The sequence below is a fragment of the Altererythrobacter sp. TH136 genome, assembly GCF_007065885.1.
Taxonomy (GTDB): domain Bacteria; phylum Pseudomonadota; class Alphaproteobacteria; order Sphingomonadales; family Sphingomonadaceae; genus Tsuneonella.
In genome coordinates this window covers 2,442,598-2,462,114 of the sequence record NZ_CP041409.1, presented here as the reverse complement: position 1 = coordinate 2,462,114, position 19,517 = coordinate 2,442,598, and the positions used below count along the sequence as shown (strand labels likewise).

The following is a 19,517-nucleotide window of genomic DNA, read 5'->3' as shown; positions in this document are numbered from 1 at the left end:
GACTGTCTAGCGGCGGTCGAATGCGGACTGCATGGCGGCGGGGTCGGTGACCCCGTTCGCCAGCAGCATCTGCAACAGGATGCGCGCCTTCGCCGGACCGAGACCCCGGGCAGCGACGAAGCCGAACGCATCGTCATCCACCTCCAGGTTGCGGTCGACCGAACCCTGATCCACCCGCGTTGAACGCACTACCGGCACGCCCGCCCGCGCCAGCGCTTCGAGCACCGTCGCCGGCGCATTGCCCTGGCCCATTCCCGCCAGAACGACGCCCCTTGCACCCGCCAGCATGCAGGCGACGTCGGCGTCGTCCATCCCCGCGTAGGCATAAAGGATCGGCACCCTAGGCAGCGCTGCGGGCCATTCGAACTGAGCGCCTCGCCTAGCGCGGTCGGCCGGCCCGAACCAATCGAGCGAGGTCGGCGTCACATTGGCGATAGGCCCTCGCGGAAAGCCCCGAAACGCCTCCGCCCCAGAGGTCGCCGCCTTGCGCACGTCAATTGCGGCGAAGACCTGGTCGCTCATCACGACTAACACTCCGCGTCCAGCGGCGCCCGGATCGCTCGCCACCCGAACGGCGTTGGCCAGGTTTCGCATCCCGTCGCTGCCGACCGCGTCGGCAGGTCGCATCGCACCGACCAGCACTACCGGCTTCTTGGGAGCGAGTGCGAGGTCGAGAAGGAACGCCGTTTCCTCAGCCGTATCGGTGCCGTGCGTGATCACGAAGCCATCCAGCCGTCGGTTGTCCATCTCGGACGCGATGCTTTGATACAGAACATTCCACTGCTGCCAGCCGATATCCTGCGAACCGATTGCCGAGACTTGACTGCCGTCCAACACGCGCGCCAGGCCCAACTCATTGGCCGCTTTTATGAGTTCAACGACTTCGACTTCACCCGCCCGATAACCCCGCTCGATGGCGGAGCCCGCGCTTCCAGCGATGGTGCCCCCGGTGGCGAGTATGCGGATACGTGGCTGGTTCATCGCGCCGGCGCCCTAGCGCCGATTGACCCGCCCCGCCAACCCGCTAGAAGCGCCCGCGGTCGCGTGGGGCGATTAGCTCAGTTGGTAGAGCGCCTCCTTTACACGGAGGATGTCGGCGGTTCGAGCCCGTCATCGCCCACCACGCTAGCCTGCGGGCGAGATCGCCTCGTCGACGAGCGCCTTGGCCTCAGGGCTCTGCCAGTCGAACCCGCCGACCACCCGCGCCACTTCCTGCCCGCTGGCGTCATACAGCACTGTGGTCGGAAGCTGGCCCTCTCCGCCAAGTTCGAAGCTGAGTCGGGTCTCGCGGTCCAGCCAGGGTTCGAGGTGCTCGTAATTGTGCTCTGCGAAGAACGGGGACACTTTCGCGGCACCCTCCAGATCCTGGCTCGCCGTCAGCACCCGAAGCTTGCCGGCGTACTCGCCCGCCAGCGCATCGAGGGTCGGCATCTCTTCCACGCAGGGCGCACACCACGTCGCCCACAGGTTGAGCAACACCGGCTGGCCCGCCAGCGCGCCGGTGTTCAGCGTCTCGCCGTCGGGATGCGTGAGCGCCACCGCCGGCATGAGATTGCCGGAGTGACTGCGGTCGATCTTTCCGGCGAGGCTACCCTGCGCCGCCGCTGCTTGCGGCTCGGCGGGCTCTTGCCTACTGCAACCGGCCACCAGCGCAGCGGCGAGAACGAGTGTGAGCGACAGTCGGAACGACACGACGAACTCCATGTGGGGCGGGCGCTTCGCCGAGGGGCCTAGCGCGATCATGCGCGAAATCAACGCCTCGATCCCCTTCGACAAGGCCTTGTGGCGGCAGGATATCGCCGCGTCGAAAGCGCATGTCGCGATGCTGGGGGCGCAGGGGATTGTCTCGAATGCTGACGCGACCACGATTGCCGACGGACTCGACCGCATCGCTGCCGAGTATGCAGCGAACGGCGTCCCCGAGGATCTCGACCTTGAAGATATTCACATGGCGACCGAAAGCCGGCTGGCTGAACTGATCGGCCCCGCCGCCGGGCGCTTGCACACCGCGCGCAGCCGCAACGATCAGGTGGCGACCGATTTCCGGCTGTGGGTGCGTGATGCCGCGCGGCAGGTGGACGCCGGGCTGGCCGACCTGCAGCGCGCGCTGGTCACCCGCGCCGGCGAGCACGCGGACAGCGTCATGCCGGGCTTCACTCACCTGCAGGCTGCCCAGCCGGTGACCCTGGGCCACCACTTGCTCGCCTATTACGAAATGATCCGCCGCGATCGCAGCCGGTTCGCCGATGCCATCGCGCGGGCAGACGAATGCCCGCTGGGCAGCGCCGCGCTGGCGGGGACCGGCTTCGCCATCGACCGCGATGCCACCGCAAGTGCGCTGGGGTTCGCGCGGCCCACCGCCAACAGCCTGGACGCGGTGTCCGACCGGGACTTCGCGCTCGATTACCTGACTGCGGCAGCGCAGTGCGCGTTGCACCTGTCGCGCCTGGCCGAAGAGCTTATCTTGTGGGCGAGCCAGCCGTTCGGCTTCGTGCGCCTGCCCGATGCGCTGTCCACCGGCAGCAGCATCATGCCGCAGAAAAAGAACCCCGACGCCGCCGAGCTGGTGCGCGGCCATGCGGGTCGGATCGTCGGCAGCCTGACCAGCCTGATGGTGACCATGAAAGGGCTCCCGCTCGCCTATTCAAAGGACATGCAGGACGATAAGCCGCCGGTGTTCGAAGCGCACGGGCTGCTGGCGCTGTCGATCGCCGCGATGAGCGGGATGATCGCCGATAGCGAATTCCGCACCGATCGCATGCGCGCAGCGGCCGAGCTCGGCTATGCCACCGCGACCGATCTGGCCGACTGGCTGGTGCGCGAAGCAGACATCCCGTTCCGCGAGGCGCACCACATCACCGGCGCGGCGGTGAAGCTGGCCGAAAGCAAGCAGATCGCACTCGACGCGCTGTCGCTCGATGAACTGCGCGCGGTCGATGACCGGATCGACGAACGGGTTTTTGCCGCACTGTCGGTCGATGCGTCGGTGGCCGCGCGCGCCAGCTATGGCGGGACGGCGCCTGTGCGGGTATGGGAGCAAGTCGCAGCGGCGCGCGAAGCGCTGGGCATGGAGCCATCATGAAGCGTTTGTTCGCCCTGTCCGTCACGGTCCTGCTCGCCGCTTGCGGCCAGAAGGCGGAACTCAAGCCGGTGGCAGGTCATGCCTTGCCGCCCGCGGCATACGGTGCCGACGTGCGCCCCGACACCGACAAGCTGCTCGAACTCGATCCGCTGGCAGCGCCCGTTCGCTCGGTCGAGCTGCGCAAGCGATCCGAAGTGCGCGAGGACGATCCCTTCGACCTTCCGCCGGAATAACATCCGGCAATAACAGGGCACCAAGCATCGCTTGCTCGACGCGCCGCCCTGCCCGCCGCTAGACGCAGCGCCGCATGGATCATTTTCAACTCCGCAACGGCGTCCTTCACGCCGAAGACGTGCCGCTTTCCCGGATCGCCGAGGCGGTGGGCACTCCGGTCTACGTCTATTCGCGCGCGACCCTGACGCGGCACGCCCGGGTGTTTCGCGAAGCGCTGGCCGGGCTCGACGATCCGCACATCGCCTTCGCGGTGAAGGCCAACCCCAACCTGGCGGTGCTCAAGGTTCTGGCCGGCGAAGGTTTCGGCGCCGATGTCGTTTCGGGCGGAGAACTGACCCGCGCGCTGGCGGCGGGCATCCCGGCGGCTGAAATCGTGTTTTCAGGGGTCGGCAAGACGCGCAGCGAACTGAGCCAGGGGCTGGATGCAGGCATCGGCCAGTTCAACCTCGAGTCCGAGGAAGAAGGGCGCGAGCTTGCGCAGATCGCGCAGCAGCGCGGGCAGACTGTGCCGTGCGCACTGCGCGTCAACCCGGATGTCGACGCGCGCACGCACGAGAAAATCTCCACCGGCAAGCGCGAGAACAAGTTCGGCGTTCCGCTCGACCGCGCGAGCGAGATCTACGCGGCACTGGCGGGGTTGCCGGGGCTGGAGATGCGCGGGGTGGCGGTGCACATCGGCAGCCAGCTCCTAAGCCTCGACCCGCTGGAAACCGCGTACGAAAAGCTCGGCACCCTTATTGCCGAACTCCGGGCGCGCGGCTGCACGGTCACGCACGCCGATCTCGGCGGCGGGCTGGGCGTGCCGTACCGCAAGGGAGAGGTCGCCCCCTCGCCCGCCGAATACGGCGCGATGGTCGCGCGCGTTACCAGCGGCTGGAACGTGCGCCTCTCTTTCGAGCCTGGCCGGGTGATTGCGGGTAACGCGGGCGTGCTGCTGACCCGCGTGATTCGCGCCAAGCGCAGCGGCAACGGCCCGCCGTTTGTGGTGGTCGACGCCGCGATGAACGACCTCGCACGTCCGGCGATGTACGGGGCGTGGCACGACTTCGATGCGGTGGAGCCCACCGGCGAACGCTTCACCGCGCACATCGTGGGCCCGATCTGCGAGACCGGCGACACCTTCGCGATGGACCGCGACACCGACGCACTTGGCCCCGGCGATCTGGCAGTGTTTCGCACCGCCGGGGCTTACGGCGCGACCATGGCGTCCAGCTACAACAGCCGCGGCTTCGTGCCCGAGGTGCTGGTGGACGGTGACCGGTTCGCGGTCGTGGCCGACCGGATTGACCCGGCCGCCATCATGGCGGCCGAGCGGGTGCCCGAATGGCTCTGAGCGCGCTGCCGCTGTTTCACCGGATCGCCGGCCAGCGGGTGGTGGTACTCGGCGACGGACCCGCAGCCGAGGCAAAGCGCCAGTTGGTCTCGCGCGCCGGAGGGATCTGCTGCGGCGAAAACGAGGCGCATCACGCCCGCCTGGCGTTCATTGCGATCGACGACGCGGCTGCGGCCCGCGCCGCGGCGCTTCGCCTGCGGGCGAAAGGTTTGCTGGTCAACGCCGCCGACCGCCCGGAACTGTGCGATTTCACCACGCCCAGTCTGCTGGAGCGCGGACCGGTGGTCATCGCGGTCGGAACGGCCGGCGCATCCGCCGGGCTCGCCAAACAGTTGCGGCTGCGGCTGGAAGGACTTTTGCCGCCCACGCTGGGGCAGTTGGCCGAGGCGTTACAGGCCGCGCGTGAACGCCTGCGCCACCGCTGGCCGGATGCTGGAGAGCGCCGCCGCGCATTGGACCGGGCGCTGACGCGCGGCGGTCCGCTTGACCCGCTTGACCACCGAGCGGCGGAACGGGTGCCTCAGTGGCTAGAAACGCCTGGCGATGCCCCGCCAGCGGCGATGGTGGAGATCGATCTGACGAGCGAGGATGCCGACGACCTGACCTTGCGCCAGGCCCGTCTGCTCGGTGAAGCTGATGCGATCGTATATGACAGCGACGTGCCCGAAGCGATCGTCGTTCGCGCCCGGGCGGACGCGATCCGCAACCCGGCGGGTACCGTCCCGGGGCTGACCGTCGTCCTGCGGCTGCGGCCGCCTTCCTAGGCCGCTCCGACCGATTGGAGGCGGGTGAGCAACGCTGCTTCGTCGAACGGCTTGATCACGTATTCGTCGGCCCCGGCTGCGATGCCCTTGTGGATGTCCCGGGCACCGGAATTGGTGGTGCAGAAGACGACCTTGGGCGGGTTCGCAGACGGAATTGCGCGCAGGGCGGTCACGAATTCGATCCCGCTCATCACCGGCATGTTCCAGTCGGTGATGACCAGGTCCGGCATCGCCGCGCGGCAACGCGCGAGCCCTTCCTCCCCGTTCTCTGCCTCGACCACGGCATAGCCGATGGATTCGACAATGCGGCGGGCGATCTTGCGGATCATCCGCGAATCATCGACCAGCAGGCAGATGCGCTGACTGCGCGGGGGAGCGGCGGGCGCCGGTTCGACGGCGACTGGCGCCGGCGGCTGGGGCGGCCGTGGGATGTCGGCCCGCGGCGGGACGGCGCCCGGGGCGCCGTTCAAGCGCTTGATCAGACCGTGAATGACACGAACTCCTCTTCACCGAACACCGGGCGCTCCTGCTCGTGCATCGTGTCGCCGAGCGGTGCTTGCGCCGGGGCGACATTCGCCTTTTCGATCGGGGTCATGCAGACGTGGAGGTACGGCACCCAGACGTCGCCGTATTCCGCTTTCTGATACCACAGATCGAGGATGTCATAGCTGGCCCAGCAGCCATCCGGTTCGCGCAGGCGGATGCCTTCGCCGATCCGCGGGACCGCGGCAAATCGGATGCGGTGGTGCGACTGGTGCGTTTCGTTCTGGATTTCGACTTCGATCAAAGTGCCAGGCCCCTTGCGACTGGCATGACCCTAAAGCGAATTGGTTGCCGAAGTTTCAACGACGCCCGGAATCGTGCGTCAGACCAGCAGTTTGCCGTCCTTGCCCAGCTCAGCGAAATAGCGCGCCATCGCCTCGGCCGCCTTGTCGGACAACAGGATGAAGGCGCGGCGGCGATCGCTTTCGTTCTCGATCCGCTCCAGCAGCCCCGCCTCGATCATCTGGCTGATCCAGCGCAGCGCGGTGGTGGGTGGCACCCCGCTGGCGATGCACAGGCTGGTGACGGACACCCGGGTGTGTTCCGCCCGCGCGGCGGTGAGATCGAGCAGAATATCCCATGCCGGGTCCGCGAACAGGTCCGAACCGAAGAACTTGTCGCGTGCCCGGCGCTGGGCGATGATCCGCCGTATCAGCCGCGGATCAGGCAGCGGCGGGCGGGGGCTGCGGATCAGCCGCCGCTCCGCCTCGTCCGCCCCGCGGAAACCGTCGGTCGGCGATTCAAGCCGGAACACTGGCCGCTCACCGCCCGTCAGCCGATCAAGTTGCGCGGCAAGCTGGCCCACCTGCTCGGTAAGCTGGCGCAGCACGTCCTCGCTCGCCGCACCTTCCCGCACCCGATTGCTCGTCCGGCTCGCCATCACTCGGCCGAGCGCCACCAGCCGATCGCCCCGGGAGGGAGCCACCAGAATTTCCGGATGCGGCTGATCGATACAGGCAAACACGTCGTCGAGAGCTGCCGGAACAACCGAAGCGATGACGGCGGTGCCGGTTTCGTGCATCCGCCGATCGAGGTCGAGCAGCGCCGCGCAATCGAGCGGACCCAGTTCTTCGCAGTGCAGCAGCACGCAGTTCGCAAGGGCTTGATGCGGTTCGTACAGCGCATCGACGAGGCTCGCCCCGGATACCGGATAGAAACCGGCGATTTCCGCGTCGCTGCACAATTGCCGGCGCGTTGCCGGATCATCGGCAAGGATGGATATGGGAACGGAGTGAACGCTTCCACCATCTTGTGATGGATACGAGAAGTCCTGCGCTGGCATATACGTACTGTTACTCAATTGCGCCGCTTTGCACAGCACTCCGAACAGGAAAACGGCTCAGAATCGGAGCCATATCCTGACGATTGCCAAGGTCGATTGAGAAATCGGCGCTCAGTCGTCGAACGGATCGCGCACCAGGATGGTATCGTCGCGTTCCGGGCTGGTGGAAATCAACGCCACGGGTGTTTCGATCAGTTCCTGCACCCGCTGCACGTACTTAATTGCCTGGGCAGGCAAGTCGCCAAAGCTGCGCGCGCCGGCGGTGGTCTGCTGCCAGCCGTCCATTTCCTCATAGATCGGCTCGACCGCGGCCTGATCCGCCGCATGGCTGGGCAGGTAATCGAGGATCTTGCCGCGCAGACGGTATCCGGTGCAGATTTTCACCGTCTCAAACCCGTCGAGCACATCCAGCTTGGTCAACGCGATGCCGGTGACCCCGCTGATGGCGCAAGACTGACGCACCAGCACCGCGTCGAACCAGCCGCAGCGCCGCTTGCGACCGGTGACGGTGCCGAATTCGTGCCCGCGCTCGCCCAGCTGCTGGCCGGTGGCGTCGTCCAACTCGGTCGGGAACGGGCCGCTGCCCACGCGGGTGGTGTAGGCCTTGACGATCCCCAGCACAAAGCCGGTGGCATTCGGCCCCAGGCCCGAGCCGGCGGCTGCGGTGCCGCTGACGGTGTTGGAGCTGGTCACGAACGGGTACGTGCCATGATCGACGTCGAGCAGCACGCCCTGCGCACCCTCGAACAGGATCTTGGCGCCTGCCTTGCGCACCTTCTTCAGTCGCTTCCACACTGGCTGCGCATATTGCAGCACCGACGGCGCGATTTCGCGCAGCTGGCCGAGCAGTTCCTCGCGGTCGACCGGCGGCTGGTCGAACCCGGCGCGCAGAGCATCATGGTGCGCGCACAGGCGGTCAAGCTGCGGTTCAAGCGCATCGAGGTGGGCCAGATCGCAGACGCGGATCGCCCGGCGGCCCACCTTGTCCTCGTAGGCAGGACCGATGCCGCGCCCGGTGGTGCCGATCTTGCCGGTGCCCGCCGCCGTTTCGCGAAGGCCATCGAGGTCACGGTGCAGCGGCAGGATCAGCGGGCAATTGTCGGCGATGGCGAAGTTGTCGGGAGTGATCGACACCCCCTGCCCTTCCAGCTTGGCGATCTCATCTCGCAGGTGCCATGGATCGAGCACCACGCCGTTGCCGATGATCGATAGCGTGCCGGTGACGATGCCGCTCGGCAGCAGGCTCAGCTTGTAGGTCGTGTCGCCGACCACCAGCGTATGGCCCGCGTTGTGCCCGCCCTGAAAGCGCACAACCGCGTCGGCCCGGCTGGCGAGCCAGTCGACTATCTTGCCCTTGCCCTCGTCGCCCCACTGGGCGCCGATCACGGTGACGTTGGCCAATGTACAGGTATCCTTTCGAGCGGCGCGGGGGCGCTAGAGAGTTTGGGGGTCGCTGCCAACCAGCTTGTGCGAGCAGCCGAGTGCTGCGGGGTCGTCGCCGTCACTCAGCGCCGCCAGGGTCCGCCAGCCGATCGCGCGCAATCGGCTGGCGATCTCGGGGTCATGGCCGGGCGGCAAATAGAGCATGTCGTGCGCGGGAGCCTCGCCCAGCGCGTCGACCAGCGGATCGATGTAGAGCGTGAACCCGGTCGCCGGCTCGTTGGTGCCGCCGATGCTGTAGGTTCCGCCCCGCCCCAGAGTGCCGCGGACGCCTTCGGCATAAAGCGTGAAACCGAACCAGCTCTGGTATTCAAAGCCATGACGCTCGGTCGGGTCGAGCGTCAGCCGGGCGCGATCCCCGACCCGCGCCGCGATCTGGCGCAGACCCGCGATGCGGCTCGTCAACGCTCCGCCGGCGTCGATCGCCGCCAAGCGCTCCAGCGCCTGCTCGAACGGGCCGGCTGCGTAAAGCAACGGAAGATACGCCTCTCCGCCAACATCTCTCAGCGCGCCTGCATCCTTGCCGTCCAGTTCGCGCCGGACCGCGTCGATACGATCGGCGGCCAGCGGCAGCGCCGTGGCGGCCAGCGTGTCGACCAGGTCGGGTAACGTGAAATCGACCGACACCCGCGCCGCGCCCGCCGCGGTGAGAGCCTCCACCGCCAACGCCACCACTTCACCCGCCGCCGCGGCGCTGTCGCTGCCGATCAACTCGGCGCCAAGCTGGAGCCGCTGGCGGGCGGGATCGAGCTGGTCGCTGGTGATCGTCGCGACCTCTCCGGCGTAGCACAACCGCAATGGGCGCGGCGCACCCGCCAGGCTGGTGGCGGCGATCCGGCCCACCTGGACCGTCAGGTCGCTGCGCAGCGCCAGCGTGCGCAGCGAAGCGGGATCGACGAAGCGGAACATCCGCCGGGTGGCGACACCGTTCATCCGGGTGGCGAGCGAGGTTTCGAATTCGACCAGCGGCGGGATCACCCGGTCATAGCCATGGATGTCCATCGCATCGAGCACCGCCCGCCGCGCCCGCGTCAGCGCGCGTGCGGCAGCGGGCAGCCGGTCCTCGAGTCCGATCGGCAGCAAGTCGGCGGTGGGGTCGGTCATGCCTGGTCCGTCATGCTGGGCGCCCTAGCCGCGTCAGAACTCCAGCGCCATGACGGTCTTCACGCCTTCCAGCTGGCTGGCGCGGGCGATGATCTCGCGCGTGATCGGCTGGTCGACGCTCAGCAACAGCACCGCCTCCCCGCCCGCGTCGCGGCGTCCGAGATTGAAGGTGCCGATGTTGATCCCGCTTTCGCCAAGCAGCGTGCCGATCCGGCCGATGAAGCCGGGCGCGTCCTCGTTGACGATATACAGCATGTGGCCCGCCAGTTCGGCCTCCACGCCGATGCCGAATATCTCCACCAGTCGCGGCGTGTCCGTGCCGAACAAGGTGCCTGCGACCGAGCGGTCGCCCTGGCTGGTCGCCACCGTGACGCGGACCAACGTGTTGTAAGGGCCTTCGCGCTCGTGCCGCACGCTGCGGACGTCCAGCCCGCGCTCACGCGCGAGGAACGGCGCGTTGACCATGTTCACCGTGTCCGAATACTGCCGCATCAACCCGGCAAGCACCGCGCCCTCGATCGGCTTGCCCGACAGGCTGGCGGCTGCCCCTTCGCGCTCGATCGAGATCTGCGTCAGATTGCCGTGCGCCAGCTGGCCCACCAGGCTGCCAAGGTTCTCCGCCAGCTTCATGTACGGGCGCAGCTTGGGCGCCTCCTGGGCCGACAGGCTCGGCATGTTCAGCGCGTTGGTGACGCCGCCGTTGACCAGGAAATCGGCCATCTGCTCAGCCACCTGCAACGCGACGTTGACTTGCGCTTCGTTGGTCGATGCGCCGAGGTGCGGCGTGCAGATGAAGTTGGGCGCGCCGAACAACGGCGACTCCTTGGCCGGCTCCACCGCGAATACGTCCAGCGCGGCGCCGGCGATGTGCCCGCTTTCCAGGCCGTCCTTGAGCGCAGCCTCGTCGATCAACCCGCCGCGCGCGCAGTTGATGATGCGCACGCCCGGCTTGGTCTTCTCGAGCCGTTCGCGCGAGAGGATGTTGCGGGTCTGATCGGTCATCGGCGTGTGCAACGTGATGAAGTCCGCCCGGGTGAGCAGCGTTTCCAGATCGACCTTTTCGATGCCGAGTTCCACCGCGCGGTCTTCGGTCAGGAACGGATCGTACGCGACCACCTTCATGCGCAGTCCGATCGCACGGCTCGCGACGATCGAGCCGATGTTGCCGGCGCCGATCAGGCCCAGCGTCTTGCCGGTGACCTCGACACCCATGAACCCGTTCTTGGGCCACTCGCCCGCCTGGGTGCGCGCGTTGGCTTCGGGAATCTGTCGCGCCAGCGCGAACATCAGCGCGATGGCGTGTTCGGCGGTGGTGATCGAATTGCCGAACGGCGTGTTCATCACCACGATGCCCTTGGACGAGGCGTGGGGCACATCGACGTTGTCGACCCCGATGCCGGCGCGGCCAATCACCTTCAGGTTGGTCGCGGCGTCGAGGATTTCCTTGGTCACCTTGGTCGAACTGCGGATCGCAAGACCATGGTATTCGCCGATACGCGCCTCGAGTTCTTCGGGCGTCTCGCCGGTGATCACGTCCACGTCGCACCCGCGTTCCTGGAAAATACGCGCGGCGTTGGGGTCCATCTTGTCGGAGATGAGGACTTTGGGCTTGGTGGTCATCTTGTTACCTCGTCATCCCGGCGAAAGCGGGGATCTTGTGCAAAGGTGCCGGGTGTTGCGGCACGCGGTCCCAGCTTGCGCTGGGACGACGGATCAGCGGCGAGCGCTGGCGTAGGCCCAGTCGAGCCAGGGACCGAGCGCCTCGATATCGGCGGTCTCGACCGTGGCTCCGCACCAGATGCGCAGGCCCGGCGGGGCATCGCGGTATCCGGCGATGTCATACGCGGCGTCCTGCTCTTCGAGCAGCTTGGCCATCGTCTTGATCATCACCTCGTCCGCGCCTTCGACCGTCAGGCAGACGCTGGTGTTTGAGCGCGTCGCCGGATCGGACGCAAGATGCCCAAGCCAGCCACGCTCCTGCACGATCGCGTCGAGCGCCGCGGCATTGGCATCGGCCCGCGCCCTGAGCGCCTGCAATCCGCCAAGCGACTTGCCCCACTCCAGCGCGAAAATCGCGTCCTCGACCGCGAGCATCGAGGGCGTGTTGATCGTCTCCCCCTTGAACACGCCCTCGGCCAGCTTGCCCTTCGACACCAGGCGAAACACCTTGGGCAGCGGCCATTCGGGCGTGTGATTTTCCATCCGCTCCACCGCGCGCGGCCCGAGGATGAGCACACCGTGCGCCCCCTCCCCGCCGAGCACCTTCTGCCAGCTGAAGGTGAGAACATCGACCTTGTCCCACGCGATGTCCTGCGCGAACACGGCGCTGGTCGCGTCGGCGATCGCCAGGCCTTCGCGGTCGGCCGCGATCCAGTCCCCATTCGGCACGCGCACGCCGCTGGTGGTGCCGTTCCAGGTGAACACCACATCGTGCGACCAGTCCACCTGGCCGAGATCGGGCAGCTGGCCGTAATCGGCACGGATAATCGTGGGATCAAGCTTGAGCTGCTTGAGCGCGTCGGTGACCCAGCCTTCGCCAAAGCTTTCCCAGGCGATGGTCGTCACCGGGCGGGCGCCCAGCATCGTCCACATCGCCATCTCGACGGCCCCGGTATCCGATCCGGGCACGATGCCGATCCGGTGGGTGTCGGGCACTTGCAGCACTTCGCGCATCAGGTCGATGCAAAGCTGCAGGCGCGCCTTGCCGATCTTCGAACGGTGCGACCGCCCGAGCGATTCAGTGTTCAGCTTGTCGGGAGACCAGCCCGGCGGCTTCGCGCAGGGACCGGAGGAAAAGAACGGGCGCGCCGGCTTGTGCGCCGGCGGCGGCAGGGTATCGGTCATGTAGTCTCTCCTTACAGAGAGCACGCGCGGCGTTGGGACCGCGTGGCCCGCCGGCCGCAGTAATGTTGCGGCGCAGCGAGTCAAGGATGGCGCGATAGTATGCGGCGAGGTGGTCCTGCTTTGCGCCAGTTGCTTGCTCTCGCCAAAAGCGGACCGAGTGCGTATGGGCGCGGCGATGAAGCCCGTTGACCTGAAGATCGCGCTGTTCAGCGGCAACTACAACATGGTGCGCGACGGTGCGAACCAGGCGCTGAACCGCCTCGTGGAGTACCTGCTGCGGCAGGGTGCCCGCGTCCGGATCTACTCACCGACCGTGCCGGAACCCGCCTTCCCGCCGACGGGGGATCTCGTGTCCATTCCGTCGGTGCCGCTGCCGGGGCGCGGCGAGTTCCGCTTTCCCCTGTCGCTCACCGCCGAAATTCGCCGTGATCTGGCGGAATTCGGGCCGGACATCCTCCACATCTCGTCACCCGATTTCGTCTCGCATCGCGCCGTCACCTGGGCGCGCAAGCGGGGCATCCCGGTTCTGGCGTCGGTCCACACCCGGTTCGAAACCTACCCGCGCTACTATGGCATGGGTTTCACCGAACCCCTGGTCGAAGCGATCCTGCGCCGGCTCTATCGCCGTTGCGACGCGCTGGTGGCGCCGTCGCAATCCATGGTCCAGGTGCTGCGCGAACAACGGATGAACGCCGATGTCTCGATCTGGTCGCGGGGCGTCGACCGGACGATCTTCGGCCCGGACAAGCGGGACCTGCCCTGGCGGCGCGAACTCGGGTTTGCGCCCGACGACGTGGTGATCGCGTTCTTGGGGCGGCTGGTGATGGAGAAGGGGCTCGACAAGTTCTCCGAGACCATTGCGCTGCTGCGCGCGCGGCGGGTGCCGCACAAGGTGCTGGTGATCGGCGAAGGTCCGGCGCGCGGGTGGTTCAGGGAGCAGCTCGGCGAAGAGGCGTGCTTCATCGGCTTCCGCGCGGGCGCGGCGCTGGGCCAGGCGCTCGCGAGCGCGGACCTGTTGTTCAATCCGTCCATCACCGAAACGTTCGGCAACGTCACTCTGGAAGCGATGGCCAGCGCCCTCCCGGTGGTCGCGGCCGGCGCGACCGGCAGCACCAGCCTGGTCGAGAACGGCGTTTCAGGAACCCTTGTCCCGCCCGACAGCAAAGTGGTCGAAGGGTATGCCGACGCGATCGCCCGCTATATCGCCGAACCTGGTCTGCGAGCCGCGCACGGCGCCGCGGGCGAATTGCGCAGCCGCGATTTTTCGTGGGACGCAATCAACCAGGCGGTGGCGGATGTGTACCTCCGCCTGGTCGAAGCGAACCGCGTCTAACGCAGAACCCCGCGCCGCTGCATGGCCCATGCGTAAAACAGCAGCAGCACGGCGACGATTTTGATCGCCCACTCGAACGCCAGCGCACCCGGCGTGCTCATCGACGCAGGCGCCGCCTGGCCGAGCGTGTAGATCGTCATCGCCAGCACCCCGACTAACGAGATTGCGAACGCAGCGACGGCAAACCTGCTGCGGGCGAGCAGGAGGATAGAACCCCCGACCGCTCCCCAGACGCCAAGCGCCCAGCCCGCCGTAGCCCATGCGGGCACCGCCGAGATCCACGCAATGACGTCGTCACCCATCTGCATCTGCCGCAGATAATCGGCGCCCCCGATATGCGTCATCGAATAGTCGAAGGCGCCCATCGCGTTCCACGCGAGCGACAAGAATCCCACCGCCCACAAATGCCACGGCGCCGATCCGCGCGTGGTCGTCAGGATCCGCTCCTGCGCTGCCATGTCGGTCATGCTATCCTCCCCCGAGAAGCGACCCCGGTGAAGAATACCACGCGTTCAGCGCTCCGACCAGTTGAAGCGCAGTGGAGCCTCGCGAAAGGCAAACCGATCGAGGTGCCGCGCAAGAGCACCCTTTAGGCCGTCAAGCTGACCTGGTTCGCTGGCGTCGATCCGGCACTCCAGCGCGGCGTCGTGCGCGATCAACGTCACGGTGCCGTCGCCCGCCCAGTTCGCGCCCCGCGCATCGTGGGGAAACACGATCGTCCCGCGCGACTCGTCGAACTGGACGTCGAGGTTGTGCTGCCAGTGCTTGCACAGCTGTTGCAGGTATTTCGATCCACTGGCGGTCGGCACGTGCGCGGTGCTGCTGACGGTCACAGGCGTTCGATCCGCTTGGCCATCTCATCGATCATATCGACGATCTGATGCACCGCCTCATCGTCGAGCTGACCTGCGCGGGCCTTGTTCTTGAGCACGCTGCCAAGGTTACCCATCGCGCGGAACAGGTGCGGAGAGCGGCCGCGGTGCTGGCGTTCGCCATGTTCGGCCAGGCGACTGAAGACCCGGTCCACTTCGTCCGCCTTGTCGGCCAGCTCCTGCCGCCCTTGCTCCGTCGCGGTAAACAGCTTGCGCGCGGAGGCGTCGTCCGCCTGTTCCGCGATCGCGCCCTCGTCGGTCAGCAGCTGCAGCGTGGGATACACCGCGCCGGGGCTGGGCGCATAATCGCCGCCGGTCAGGTCCTCGATCGCCTTGATCAGTTCATAGCCATGGCGCGGCTGATCGGCGATCAGCTTGAGCAAGGCGAGGCGCAACTCGCCCTGCCCGAACATCCTCCCGCGCCGGCCGCCGCGCCCGCCGCCATCGCCGAACGGTCCGCCGGGGCCGAACGGGCTGCTCCGCCCGAACGGGCCCTTGGGTCCGAAGGGGCCATCGGGGCCAAACGGACCATCGGCATCGCCCCAGCCGCCACCCGCCAGCTTGCCCGCCATCTTGGCCGCCATCGCCGCCTTGAATGCGCGACGCACGTCGCGCTCATACCCATGTCGCATCATTGTCTCCTATAAGATACGTCACGATATATCTTCGACACATCGGTTTTCAAGACCCCTCCCGCACCCCACGGTGATTTCCTATGTAGCTGGCGCATGCCCGACCTTTTCCCCGAAACCGTCGCGCCGCCGATCCCGTCGGACGAGCCTCGCGCGGATGCACCGCTGGCCGACCGGCTGCGCCCCGGCGCACTCGATGCGGTGGTGGGCCAGACGCATCTTACCGGACCGGAGGGCGCGATCGGCCGGATGGTCGCCGCCGGGCGCCTTTCGAGCATGATCCTGTGGGGTCCTCCGGGCACCGGCAAGACCAGCATCGCCCGCCTGTTGGCCGATGCCGTCGGGATGCGGTTCGTCGCGATCAGCGCGGTGTTTTCCGGCGTGGCCGATCTGAAGAAGGCTTTCGCCGAAGCCGACAAGGCCGCCGAAGCGGGCCAGCGCACGCTGCTGTTCGTGGACGAGATCCACCGCTTCAACCGCGCGCAGCAGGACGGCTTCCTGCCCTTCGTCGAACGCGGCACGGTGACGCTGGTCGGCGCGACGACCGAGAACCCGAGCTTCGAACTCAACGCCGCATTGCTGAGCCGCACCCAGGTGCTGATCCTGCACCGCCTCGATGCGCAGGCGCTAGGCGATCTGCTGGACAAGGCCGAAGCGCTCGAAGGTCCTCTGCCTCTGACACCCGCGGCACGCGAGGCGCTGATCGCCAGCGCGGACGGAGATGGCCGGTTCCTGCTCAACCAGGCGGAAACGCTCTACGCCGCGCGGATCGGGAAGCCGCTCGATCCGGCCGGTCTCGGCCGGTTTCTCCAGCGGCGCGTGGCGGTGTATGACAAGGATCGAGAGGGGCACTACAACCTCATCTCCGCGTGGCACAAATCGTTGCGCGGTTCAGACCCCGACGCGGCGCTGTACTACCTCGCGCGGATGCTGGTCGCGGGGGAGGAGCCGCTGTTCGTGCTGCGCCGGCTGGTGCGCGCCGCGGTGGAGGACATCGGCCTCGCCGACCCGCAGGCACTCGTCCAATGCCTGGCGGCCAAGGACGCCTACGACTTTCTAGGCAGTCCGGAAGGCGAACTCGCGATCGTGCAGGCGTGCCTCTATTGTGCCACCGCGCCCAAATCGAATGCCGCTTACAAGGCGCAGAAGGCCGCGTGGAAGAGCGCGCGGGAGATCGGCAGCCTGATGCCGCCGCAGAACATCCTCAACGCGCCGACCAAGCTGATGAAGGACATCGGATATGGTCAGGGCTACGCCTACGATCACGATGCTGACGGTGGCTTCTCCGGCGCCGATTACTGGCCGGAGGAAATGACGCGGCAGACGTATTACGATCCCCCCGACCGCGGGTTCGAACGTGAAGTGCGCCGGCGGATCGACCATTGGAACAAGCTGCGCGCCGAGCGGCAGGGCGGGTGACGCCCGGCCGTTTCCAGCACTTCGCGGCGATCGACTGGTCCGGCGCCGCGGGGGAGCGGCACGCCGGAATAGCGCTGGCGATCTGCGATGCGGGGGATCGCGCCCCGCGCATCGTGCGCCCCGGCCACCGGTGGTCGCGGGTCGAGGTCGCTGAATGGATCGCCCGCACCATGCCGCCCGGCACGTTGCTTGGCATCGACATCTCCGGCTCGCTCGCATTTGCCGACCAGGGGGCGTATTTTCCCGGCTGGCCTGACAGCCCGCCCGATGCGCGCGCGCTGTGGGCGCTGGTCGAGGATTTGTGCGCGAGCGACCCGCATCTGGGCGCCGGCAGCTTCGTCGATCACGCAGAAGTCTCGCGTCACTACCGGCGGCACGGCGGGCGCGAAGGCGACCTGTTCGGCGGCGGCATCGGCCGCTTGCGAGTGACCGAGCGGATCGGCCAGATCGCGCTCGGTTGCCGCCCGACCAGCAATTTCAATCTTGTCGGCGCGAGCCAGGTAGGCAAGGCGAGCCTGACCGGCATGCGCGTGCTGCACCGGCTCAGCGGACGGGTGCCGCTGTGGCCGTTCGACCCCCTTCCCGCCCACGGATCGGTGGTGGTCGAGATCTACACCACGATTGCCGCCATCGCGGCGGGGCGTAACGCCAGCCGCAGCAAGCTCAGGTCCTTCGCCGAACTGAATGATGCGCTGGCCGCCGTCGACAGCAAGCCTGTGCGGGGGCGCGGGCCGATCGACGATCACCGCTCGGATGCCCTGCTGGCCGCCGCTTGGCTGCGCGCCGTGGCGGATGACCAGGCACTGTGGAACCCGCCGGCGATGACGGACGCCATCGCCCGCACCGAAGGATGGACGTTCGGCGCGCGCTGATCCGCACTGTCGAGACAATGACCGGATCGAAACGATTGGCTGCGCCGTTGGACTTGCACGATGCGTTCACCTGCAAGGAGATTTCCCATGCTCGCCCGTCTCGCCAAGCCGATCGGCTGGTTTTCCCTCGCCCTTGGTGCCGCGGAATTGTTGAAAGGGCGCGAAATCGCCCGGGCGCATGGTGTGCCGGAAGGCAAGAACGTCGTGCGCGGCTTTGGCGCGCGTGAGATCGCTGCAGGGGTCGGCGTGCTGGCCGCTCCGCGCAGCCCGTTACCGTTCCTGGCCCGCGCCGCCGGGGATGTGCTGGACCTCGGTGCCGCCGGATACGCGACGACCAAAGCGACTGGCGACAAGGGCCGGGTGGCGAAAGCTTCACTGGCGACAGTCGCCGGTTTTCTGGTGCTGGACCTGCTGATCGCCCGCGCCCTCGCCAAGCGCTGACCCTCTGGACCTTGGCCGGCAATTGTCGCAAAGGCCGCCCGACCATTGGTCAGCGCCGGCTTAGCTCAGTTGGTAGAGCACCTGATTTGTAATCAGGGGGCCGCGGGTTCGAATCCTGCAGCCGGCACCATATTATCAGTGGCTTACAGCGCAGCGGACGCTCCACGGCCTAGTGGGTCTGACCCTTCGGCGAGAGAAGCCATATCGATCACGAAGCGATACTTGACGTCGCTCGCTTCCATCCGGTCGTAAGCGTCGTTGACCGTGTTTATGGCTATCGTCTCGATTTCCGGCGCGATGCCGTGCTCCGCACAGAACTCGAGCATCTCCTGTGTTTCCGCCAGTCCGCCGATACCGCTTCCGGTGAGGATCTTGCGCCCGAGCAGAATGCCGGTGTGCAGCTCCGGCATCTTGTCGATCATTCCGACGAGCACCTGCACGCCATCGATCTTCAACAGCAGGAGGTAAGGTGCGACATCGTGGCGCACGGGGATGGTGTTCAGCACCATGTCGAATTGTCCGCCCGCAGCGCGCATCGCGGCCTTGTCGGTCGTGATCAGGAAGTGCTGGGCGCCGAGTGCGAGTGCATCCGCCCGCTTGTCTTCGCTGCGGCTCAGCACCGTGACCTCGGCGCCCATGGCTACAGCAAGCTTCACACCCATGTGACCAAGGCCGCCCAGCCCCGCCACAGCCACTTTGCTGCCGGGCCCTATCTTCCACTGTCGCAGCGGCGAATACGTCGTGATCCCGGCGCAAAGAAGCGGGGCGGCTACGTCGGAGGCCAACGCTTCAGGGACCTTGAGCACGAATTCTTCCCGGCAGACGATCCGGTCCGAATAACCGCCGAAGGTGATTGACCCGTCCTGACGATCTTTCCCGTTGTACGTGCCGGTCATGCCGTTCTTGCAGTACTGCTCCAGCCCCGCCTTGCAGTGGTCGCACTCAAGGCAGGCGTCGACCATGCAGCCGATCGCCACCCGGTCGCCAAGGCGGTGCATGGTTACCGCATCGCCGACCGCGCTGACGGTGCCAACAATCTCGTGCCCCGGCACCACCGGGTACACGGTGCGGCCCCAATCATTCCGTGCGGTGTGCAGGTCCGAGTGGCAGATGCCGCAATGGGTGATGTCGATGAGTACGTCATTGTCCCGCAAGCCACGCCGGTTGAAGCGGAAGGGCGCCATGCCGCTTTCGGGCGAGGTGGCTGCATAGCCCCGCGCCGGGTATTCGTTGGTCTGGATCGCCACGGGACCGCTCCTTGCTGAGTTGCTTGGTCGTGTGCTTTCCACGGATCGACGCCACCTTCAACGTGCTTGCGGCGT

General features: G+C 67.1%; 21 protein-coding genes and 2 tRNA genes. 10 read left to right on the top strand and 13 right to left on the bottom strand.

From position 1 onward, the window contains the following. Positions 1-6: 6 nt before the first annotated feature. Positions 7-981 carry an asparaginase gene (locus C0V74_RS12015; protein WP_143251973.1) on the bottom strand — a complete coding sequence of 325 codons (975 nt, stop codon included), beginning with the start codon at positions 979-981 and terminating at the stop codon, positions 7-9. 66 nt (positions 982-1,047) lie between these two features. Between C0V74_RS12015 and C0V74_RS12010 the strand changes: the two genes are divergently transcribed. Next, positions 1,048-1,123: transfer RNA gene (locus C0V74_RS12010), tRNA-Val, on the top strand. A 2-nt stretch (positions 1,124-1,125) separates the two neighbouring features. Here C0V74_RS12010 and C0V74_RS12005 read toward each other — a convergent pair. Next, on the bottom strand, positions 1,126-1,704 hold the full coding sequence (locus C0V74_RS12005) for a TlpA disulfide reductase family protein (protein WP_131624856.1): 579 nt from the start codon (positions 1,702-1,704) through the stop codon (positions 1,126-1,128). Between C0V74_RS12005 and argH the strand changes: the two genes are divergently transcribed. From argH to C0V74_RS11985, 4 genes are all read left to right on the top strand, one after another. Beyond that, entirely contained in the window at positions 1,703-3,082 is a 1,380-nt protein-coding gene (gene argH, locus C0V74_RS12000) for an argininosuccinate lyase (protein WP_143252297.1), read from the top strand. The two genes, C0V74_RS12005 and argH, sit on opposite strands and share 2 nt — an antisense overlap. Then, positions 3,079-3,315: a hypothetical protein gene (locus C0V74_RS11995; protein ID WP_143251972.1), complete on the top strand. Its 237-nt coding sequence runs from the start codon at positions 3,079-3,081 to the stop codon at positions 3,313-3,315. The genes argH and C0V74_RS11995 overlap by 4 nt, the downstream gene beginning before the upstream one ends. 74 nt (positions 3,316-3,389) lie before the next feature. After that, complete coding sequence (gene lysA / locus C0V74_RS11990) at positions 3,390-4,649, top strand: diaminopimelate decarboxylase (RefSeq protein ID WP_143251971.1); 1,260 nt, start codon at positions 3,390-3,392, stop codon at positions 4,647-4,649. Continuing rightward, positions 4,640-5,413, top strand: a complete 774-nt coding sequence (locus tag C0V74_RS11985) for an NAD(P)-dependent oxidoreductase (RefSeq protein WP_143251969.1) — start codon at positions 4,640-4,642, stop codon at positions 5,411-5,413. Before lysA ends, C0V74_RS11985 begins: the two co-directional genes overlap by 10 nt. On the opposite strand, the gene C0V74_RS11980 is transcribed toward C0V74_RS11985, so the two are convergent. From C0V74_RS11980 to C0V74_RS11950, 7 genes are all read right to left on the bottom strand, one after another. After that, entirely contained in the window at positions 5,410-5,883 is a 474-nt protein-coding gene (locus tag C0V74_RS11980) for a response regulator (RefSeq protein WP_349236011.1), read from the bottom strand. The genes C0V74_RS11985 and C0V74_RS11980 overlap by 4 nt on opposite strands. Before the next feature lie 8 nt (positions 5,884-5,891). Then, the gene (locus C0V74_RS11975) at positions 5,892-6,200 is read right to left on the bottom strand and encodes a hypothetical protein (RefSeq protein ID WP_246844882.1); all 309 of its coding nucleotides are present in this window, start codon (positions 6,198-6,200) and stop codon (positions 5,892-5,894) included. A gap of 78 nt (positions 6,201-6,278) precedes the next feature. Then, on the bottom strand, positions 6,279-7,139 hold the full coding sequence (locus C0V74_RS11970; protein ID WP_143251966.1) for a MarR family transcriptional regulator: 861 nt from the start codon (positions 7,137-7,139) through the stop codon (positions 6,279-6,281). A 210-nt stretch (positions 7,140-7,349) separates the two neighbouring features. Next, complete coding sequence (locus tag C0V74_RS11965; RefSeq protein WP_131624850.1) at positions 7,350-8,639, bottom strand: adenylosuccinate synthase; 1,290 nt, start codon at positions 8,637-8,639, stop codon at positions 7,350-7,352. A gap of 33 nt (positions 8,640-8,672) precedes the next feature. Continuing rightward, entirely contained in the window at positions 8,673-9,782 is a 1,110-nt protein-coding gene (locus tag C0V74_RS11960; RefSeq protein WP_143251965.1) for an ATP phosphoribosyltransferase regulatory subunit, read from the bottom strand. Positions 9,783-9,815: 33 nt separating this feature from the next. Next, a complete protein-coding gene (gene serA / locus C0V74_RS11955; protein WP_143251963.1) occupies positions 9,816-11,402 on the bottom strand; it encodes a phosphoglycerate dehydrogenase in 1,587 nt (528 codons plus the stop codon). 93 nt (positions 11,403-11,495) lie between these two features. After that, on the bottom strand, positions 11,496-12,626 hold the full coding sequence (locus C0V74_RS11950; RefSeq protein WP_143251961.1) for a phosphoserine transaminase: 1,131 nt from the start codon (positions 12,624-12,626) through the stop codon (positions 11,496-11,498). Positions 12,627-12,801: 175 nt separating this feature from the next. Here C0V74_RS11950 and C0V74_RS11945 point away from each other — a divergent pair, with 175 nt between their 5' ends. After that, positions 12,802-13,959 carry a glycosyltransferase family 1 protein gene (locus C0V74_RS11945; protein ID WP_143251959.1) on the top strand — a complete coding sequence of 386 codons (1,158 nt, stop codon included), beginning with the start codon at positions 12,802-12,804 and terminating at the stop codon, positions 13,957-13,959. On the opposite strand, the gene C0V74_RS11940 is transcribed toward C0V74_RS11945, so the two are convergent. From C0V74_RS11940 to C0V74_RS11930, 3 genes are read right to left on the bottom strand one after another with little or no spacing between them, the layout of a single operon-like run. Then, entirely contained in the window at positions 13,956-14,426 is a 471-nt protein-coding gene (locus C0V74_RS11940; RefSeq protein WP_143251957.1) for a hypothetical protein, read from the bottom strand. The genes C0V74_RS11945 and C0V74_RS11940 overlap by 4 nt on opposite strands. Before the next feature lie 45 nt (positions 14,427-14,471). Further along, positions 14,472-14,792: a DUF2218 domain-containing protein gene (locus C0V74_RS11935; protein WP_143251956.1), complete on the bottom strand. Its 321-nt coding sequence runs from the start codon at positions 14,790-14,792 to the stop codon at positions 14,472-14,474. Next, complete coding sequence (locus C0V74_RS11930; RefSeq protein ID WP_246844881.1) at positions 14,789-15,439, bottom strand: PadR family transcriptional regulator; 651 nt, start codon at positions 15,437-15,439, stop codon at positions 14,789-14,791. Before C0V74_RS11930 ends, C0V74_RS11935 begins: the two co-directional genes overlap by 4 nt. A gap of 120 nt (positions 15,440-15,559) precedes the next feature. Between C0V74_RS11930 and C0V74_RS11925 the strand changes: the two genes are divergently transcribed. The 4 genes from C0V74_RS11925 (at position 15,560) to C0V74_RS11910 (ending at position 18,325) form a co-directional block, all read left to right on the top strand. After that, positions 15,560-16,882, top strand: coding sequence for a replication-associated recombination protein A (locus C0V74_RS11925; RefSeq protein WP_143251954.1), 1,323 nt, complete (start codon positions 15,560-15,562; stop codon positions 16,880-16,882). After that, positions 16,879-17,754 carry a hypothetical protein gene (locus C0V74_RS11920; RefSeq protein ID WP_143251952.1) on the top strand — a complete coding sequence of 292 codons (876 nt, stop codon included), beginning with the start codon at positions 16,879-16,881 and terminating at the stop codon, positions 17,752-17,754. The genes C0V74_RS11925 and C0V74_RS11920 overlap by 4 nt, the downstream gene beginning before the upstream one ends. An 87-nt stretch (positions 17,755-17,841) precedes the next feature. Next, on the top strand, positions 17,842-18,195 hold the full coding sequence (locus tag C0V74_RS11915; protein ID WP_143251951.1) for a hypothetical protein: 354 nt from the start codon (positions 17,842-17,844) through the stop codon (positions 18,193-18,195). Positions 18,196-18,249: 54 nt separating this feature from the next. After that, positions 18,250-18,325: transfer RNA gene (locus tag C0V74_RS11910), tRNA-Thr, on the top strand. Positions 18,326-18,338: 13 nt separating this feature from the next. Here C0V74_RS11910 and C0V74_RS11905 read toward each other — a convergent pair. After that, complete coding sequence (locus C0V74_RS11905) at positions 18,339-19,442, bottom strand: NAD(P)-dependent alcohol dehydrogenase (protein WP_282595920.1); 1,104 nt, start codon at positions 19,440-19,442, stop codon at positions 18,339-18,341. Positions 19,443-19,517: the final 75 nt, after the last annotated feature.

Excerpts from the sequence above, each read along its gene's own strand:
- C0V74_RS12015 (WP_143251973.1), bottom strand. The coding sequence starts at position 981 with ATGAACCAGCCACGTATCCGCATACTCGCCACCGGGGGCACCATCGCT.
- argH (WP_143252297.1), top strand. The coding sequence starts at position 1,703 with ATGTGGGGCGGGCGCTTCGCCGAGGGGCCTAGCGCGATCATGCGCGAA.
- C0V74_RS12005 (WP_131624856.1), bottom strand. The coding sequence starts at position 1,704 with ATGGAGTTCGTCGTGTCGTTCCGACTGTCGCTCACACTCGTTCTCGCC.
- C0V74_RS11995 (WP_143251972.1), top strand. The coding sequence starts at position 3,079 with ATGAAGCGTTTGTTCGCCCTGTCCGTCACGGTCCTGCTCGCCGCTTGC.
- lysA (WP_143251971.1), top strand. The coding sequence starts at position 3,390 with ATGGATCATTTTCAACTCCGCAACGGCGTCCTTCACGCCGAAGACGTG.
- C0V74_RS11985 (WP_143251969.1), top strand. The coding sequence starts at position 4,640 with ATGGCTCTGAGCGCGCTGCCGCTGTTTCACCGGATCGCCGGCCAGCGG.
- C0V74_RS11960 (WP_143251965.1), bottom strand. The coding sequence starts at position 9,782 with ATGACCGACCCCACCGCCGACTTGCTGCCGATCGGACTCGAGGACCGG.
- serA (WP_143251963.1), bottom strand. The coding sequence starts at position 11,402 with ATGACCACCAAGCCCAAAGTCCTCATCTCCGACAAGATGGACCCCAAC.
- C0V74_RS11950 (WP_143251961.1), bottom strand. The coding sequence starts at position 12,626 with ATGACCGATACCCTGCCGCCGCCGGCGCACAAGCCGGCGCGCCCGTTC.
- C0V74_RS11945 (WP_143251959.1), top strand. The coding sequence starts at position 12,802 with ATGAAGCCCGTTGACCTGAAGATCGCGCTGTTCAGCGGCAACTACAAC.
- C0V74_RS11940 (WP_143251957.1), bottom strand. The coding sequence starts at position 14,426 with ATGACCGACATGGCAGCGCAGGAGCGGATCCTGACGACCACGCGCGGA.
- C0V74_RS11925 (WP_143251954.1), top strand. The coding sequence starts at position 15,560 with ATGCCCGACCTTTTCCCCGAAACCGTCGCGCCGCCGATCCCGTCGGAC.
- C0V74_RS11915 (WP_143251951.1), top strand. The coding sequence starts at position 17,842 with ATGCTCGCCCGTCTCGCCAAGCCGATCGGCTGGTTTTCCCTCGCCCTT.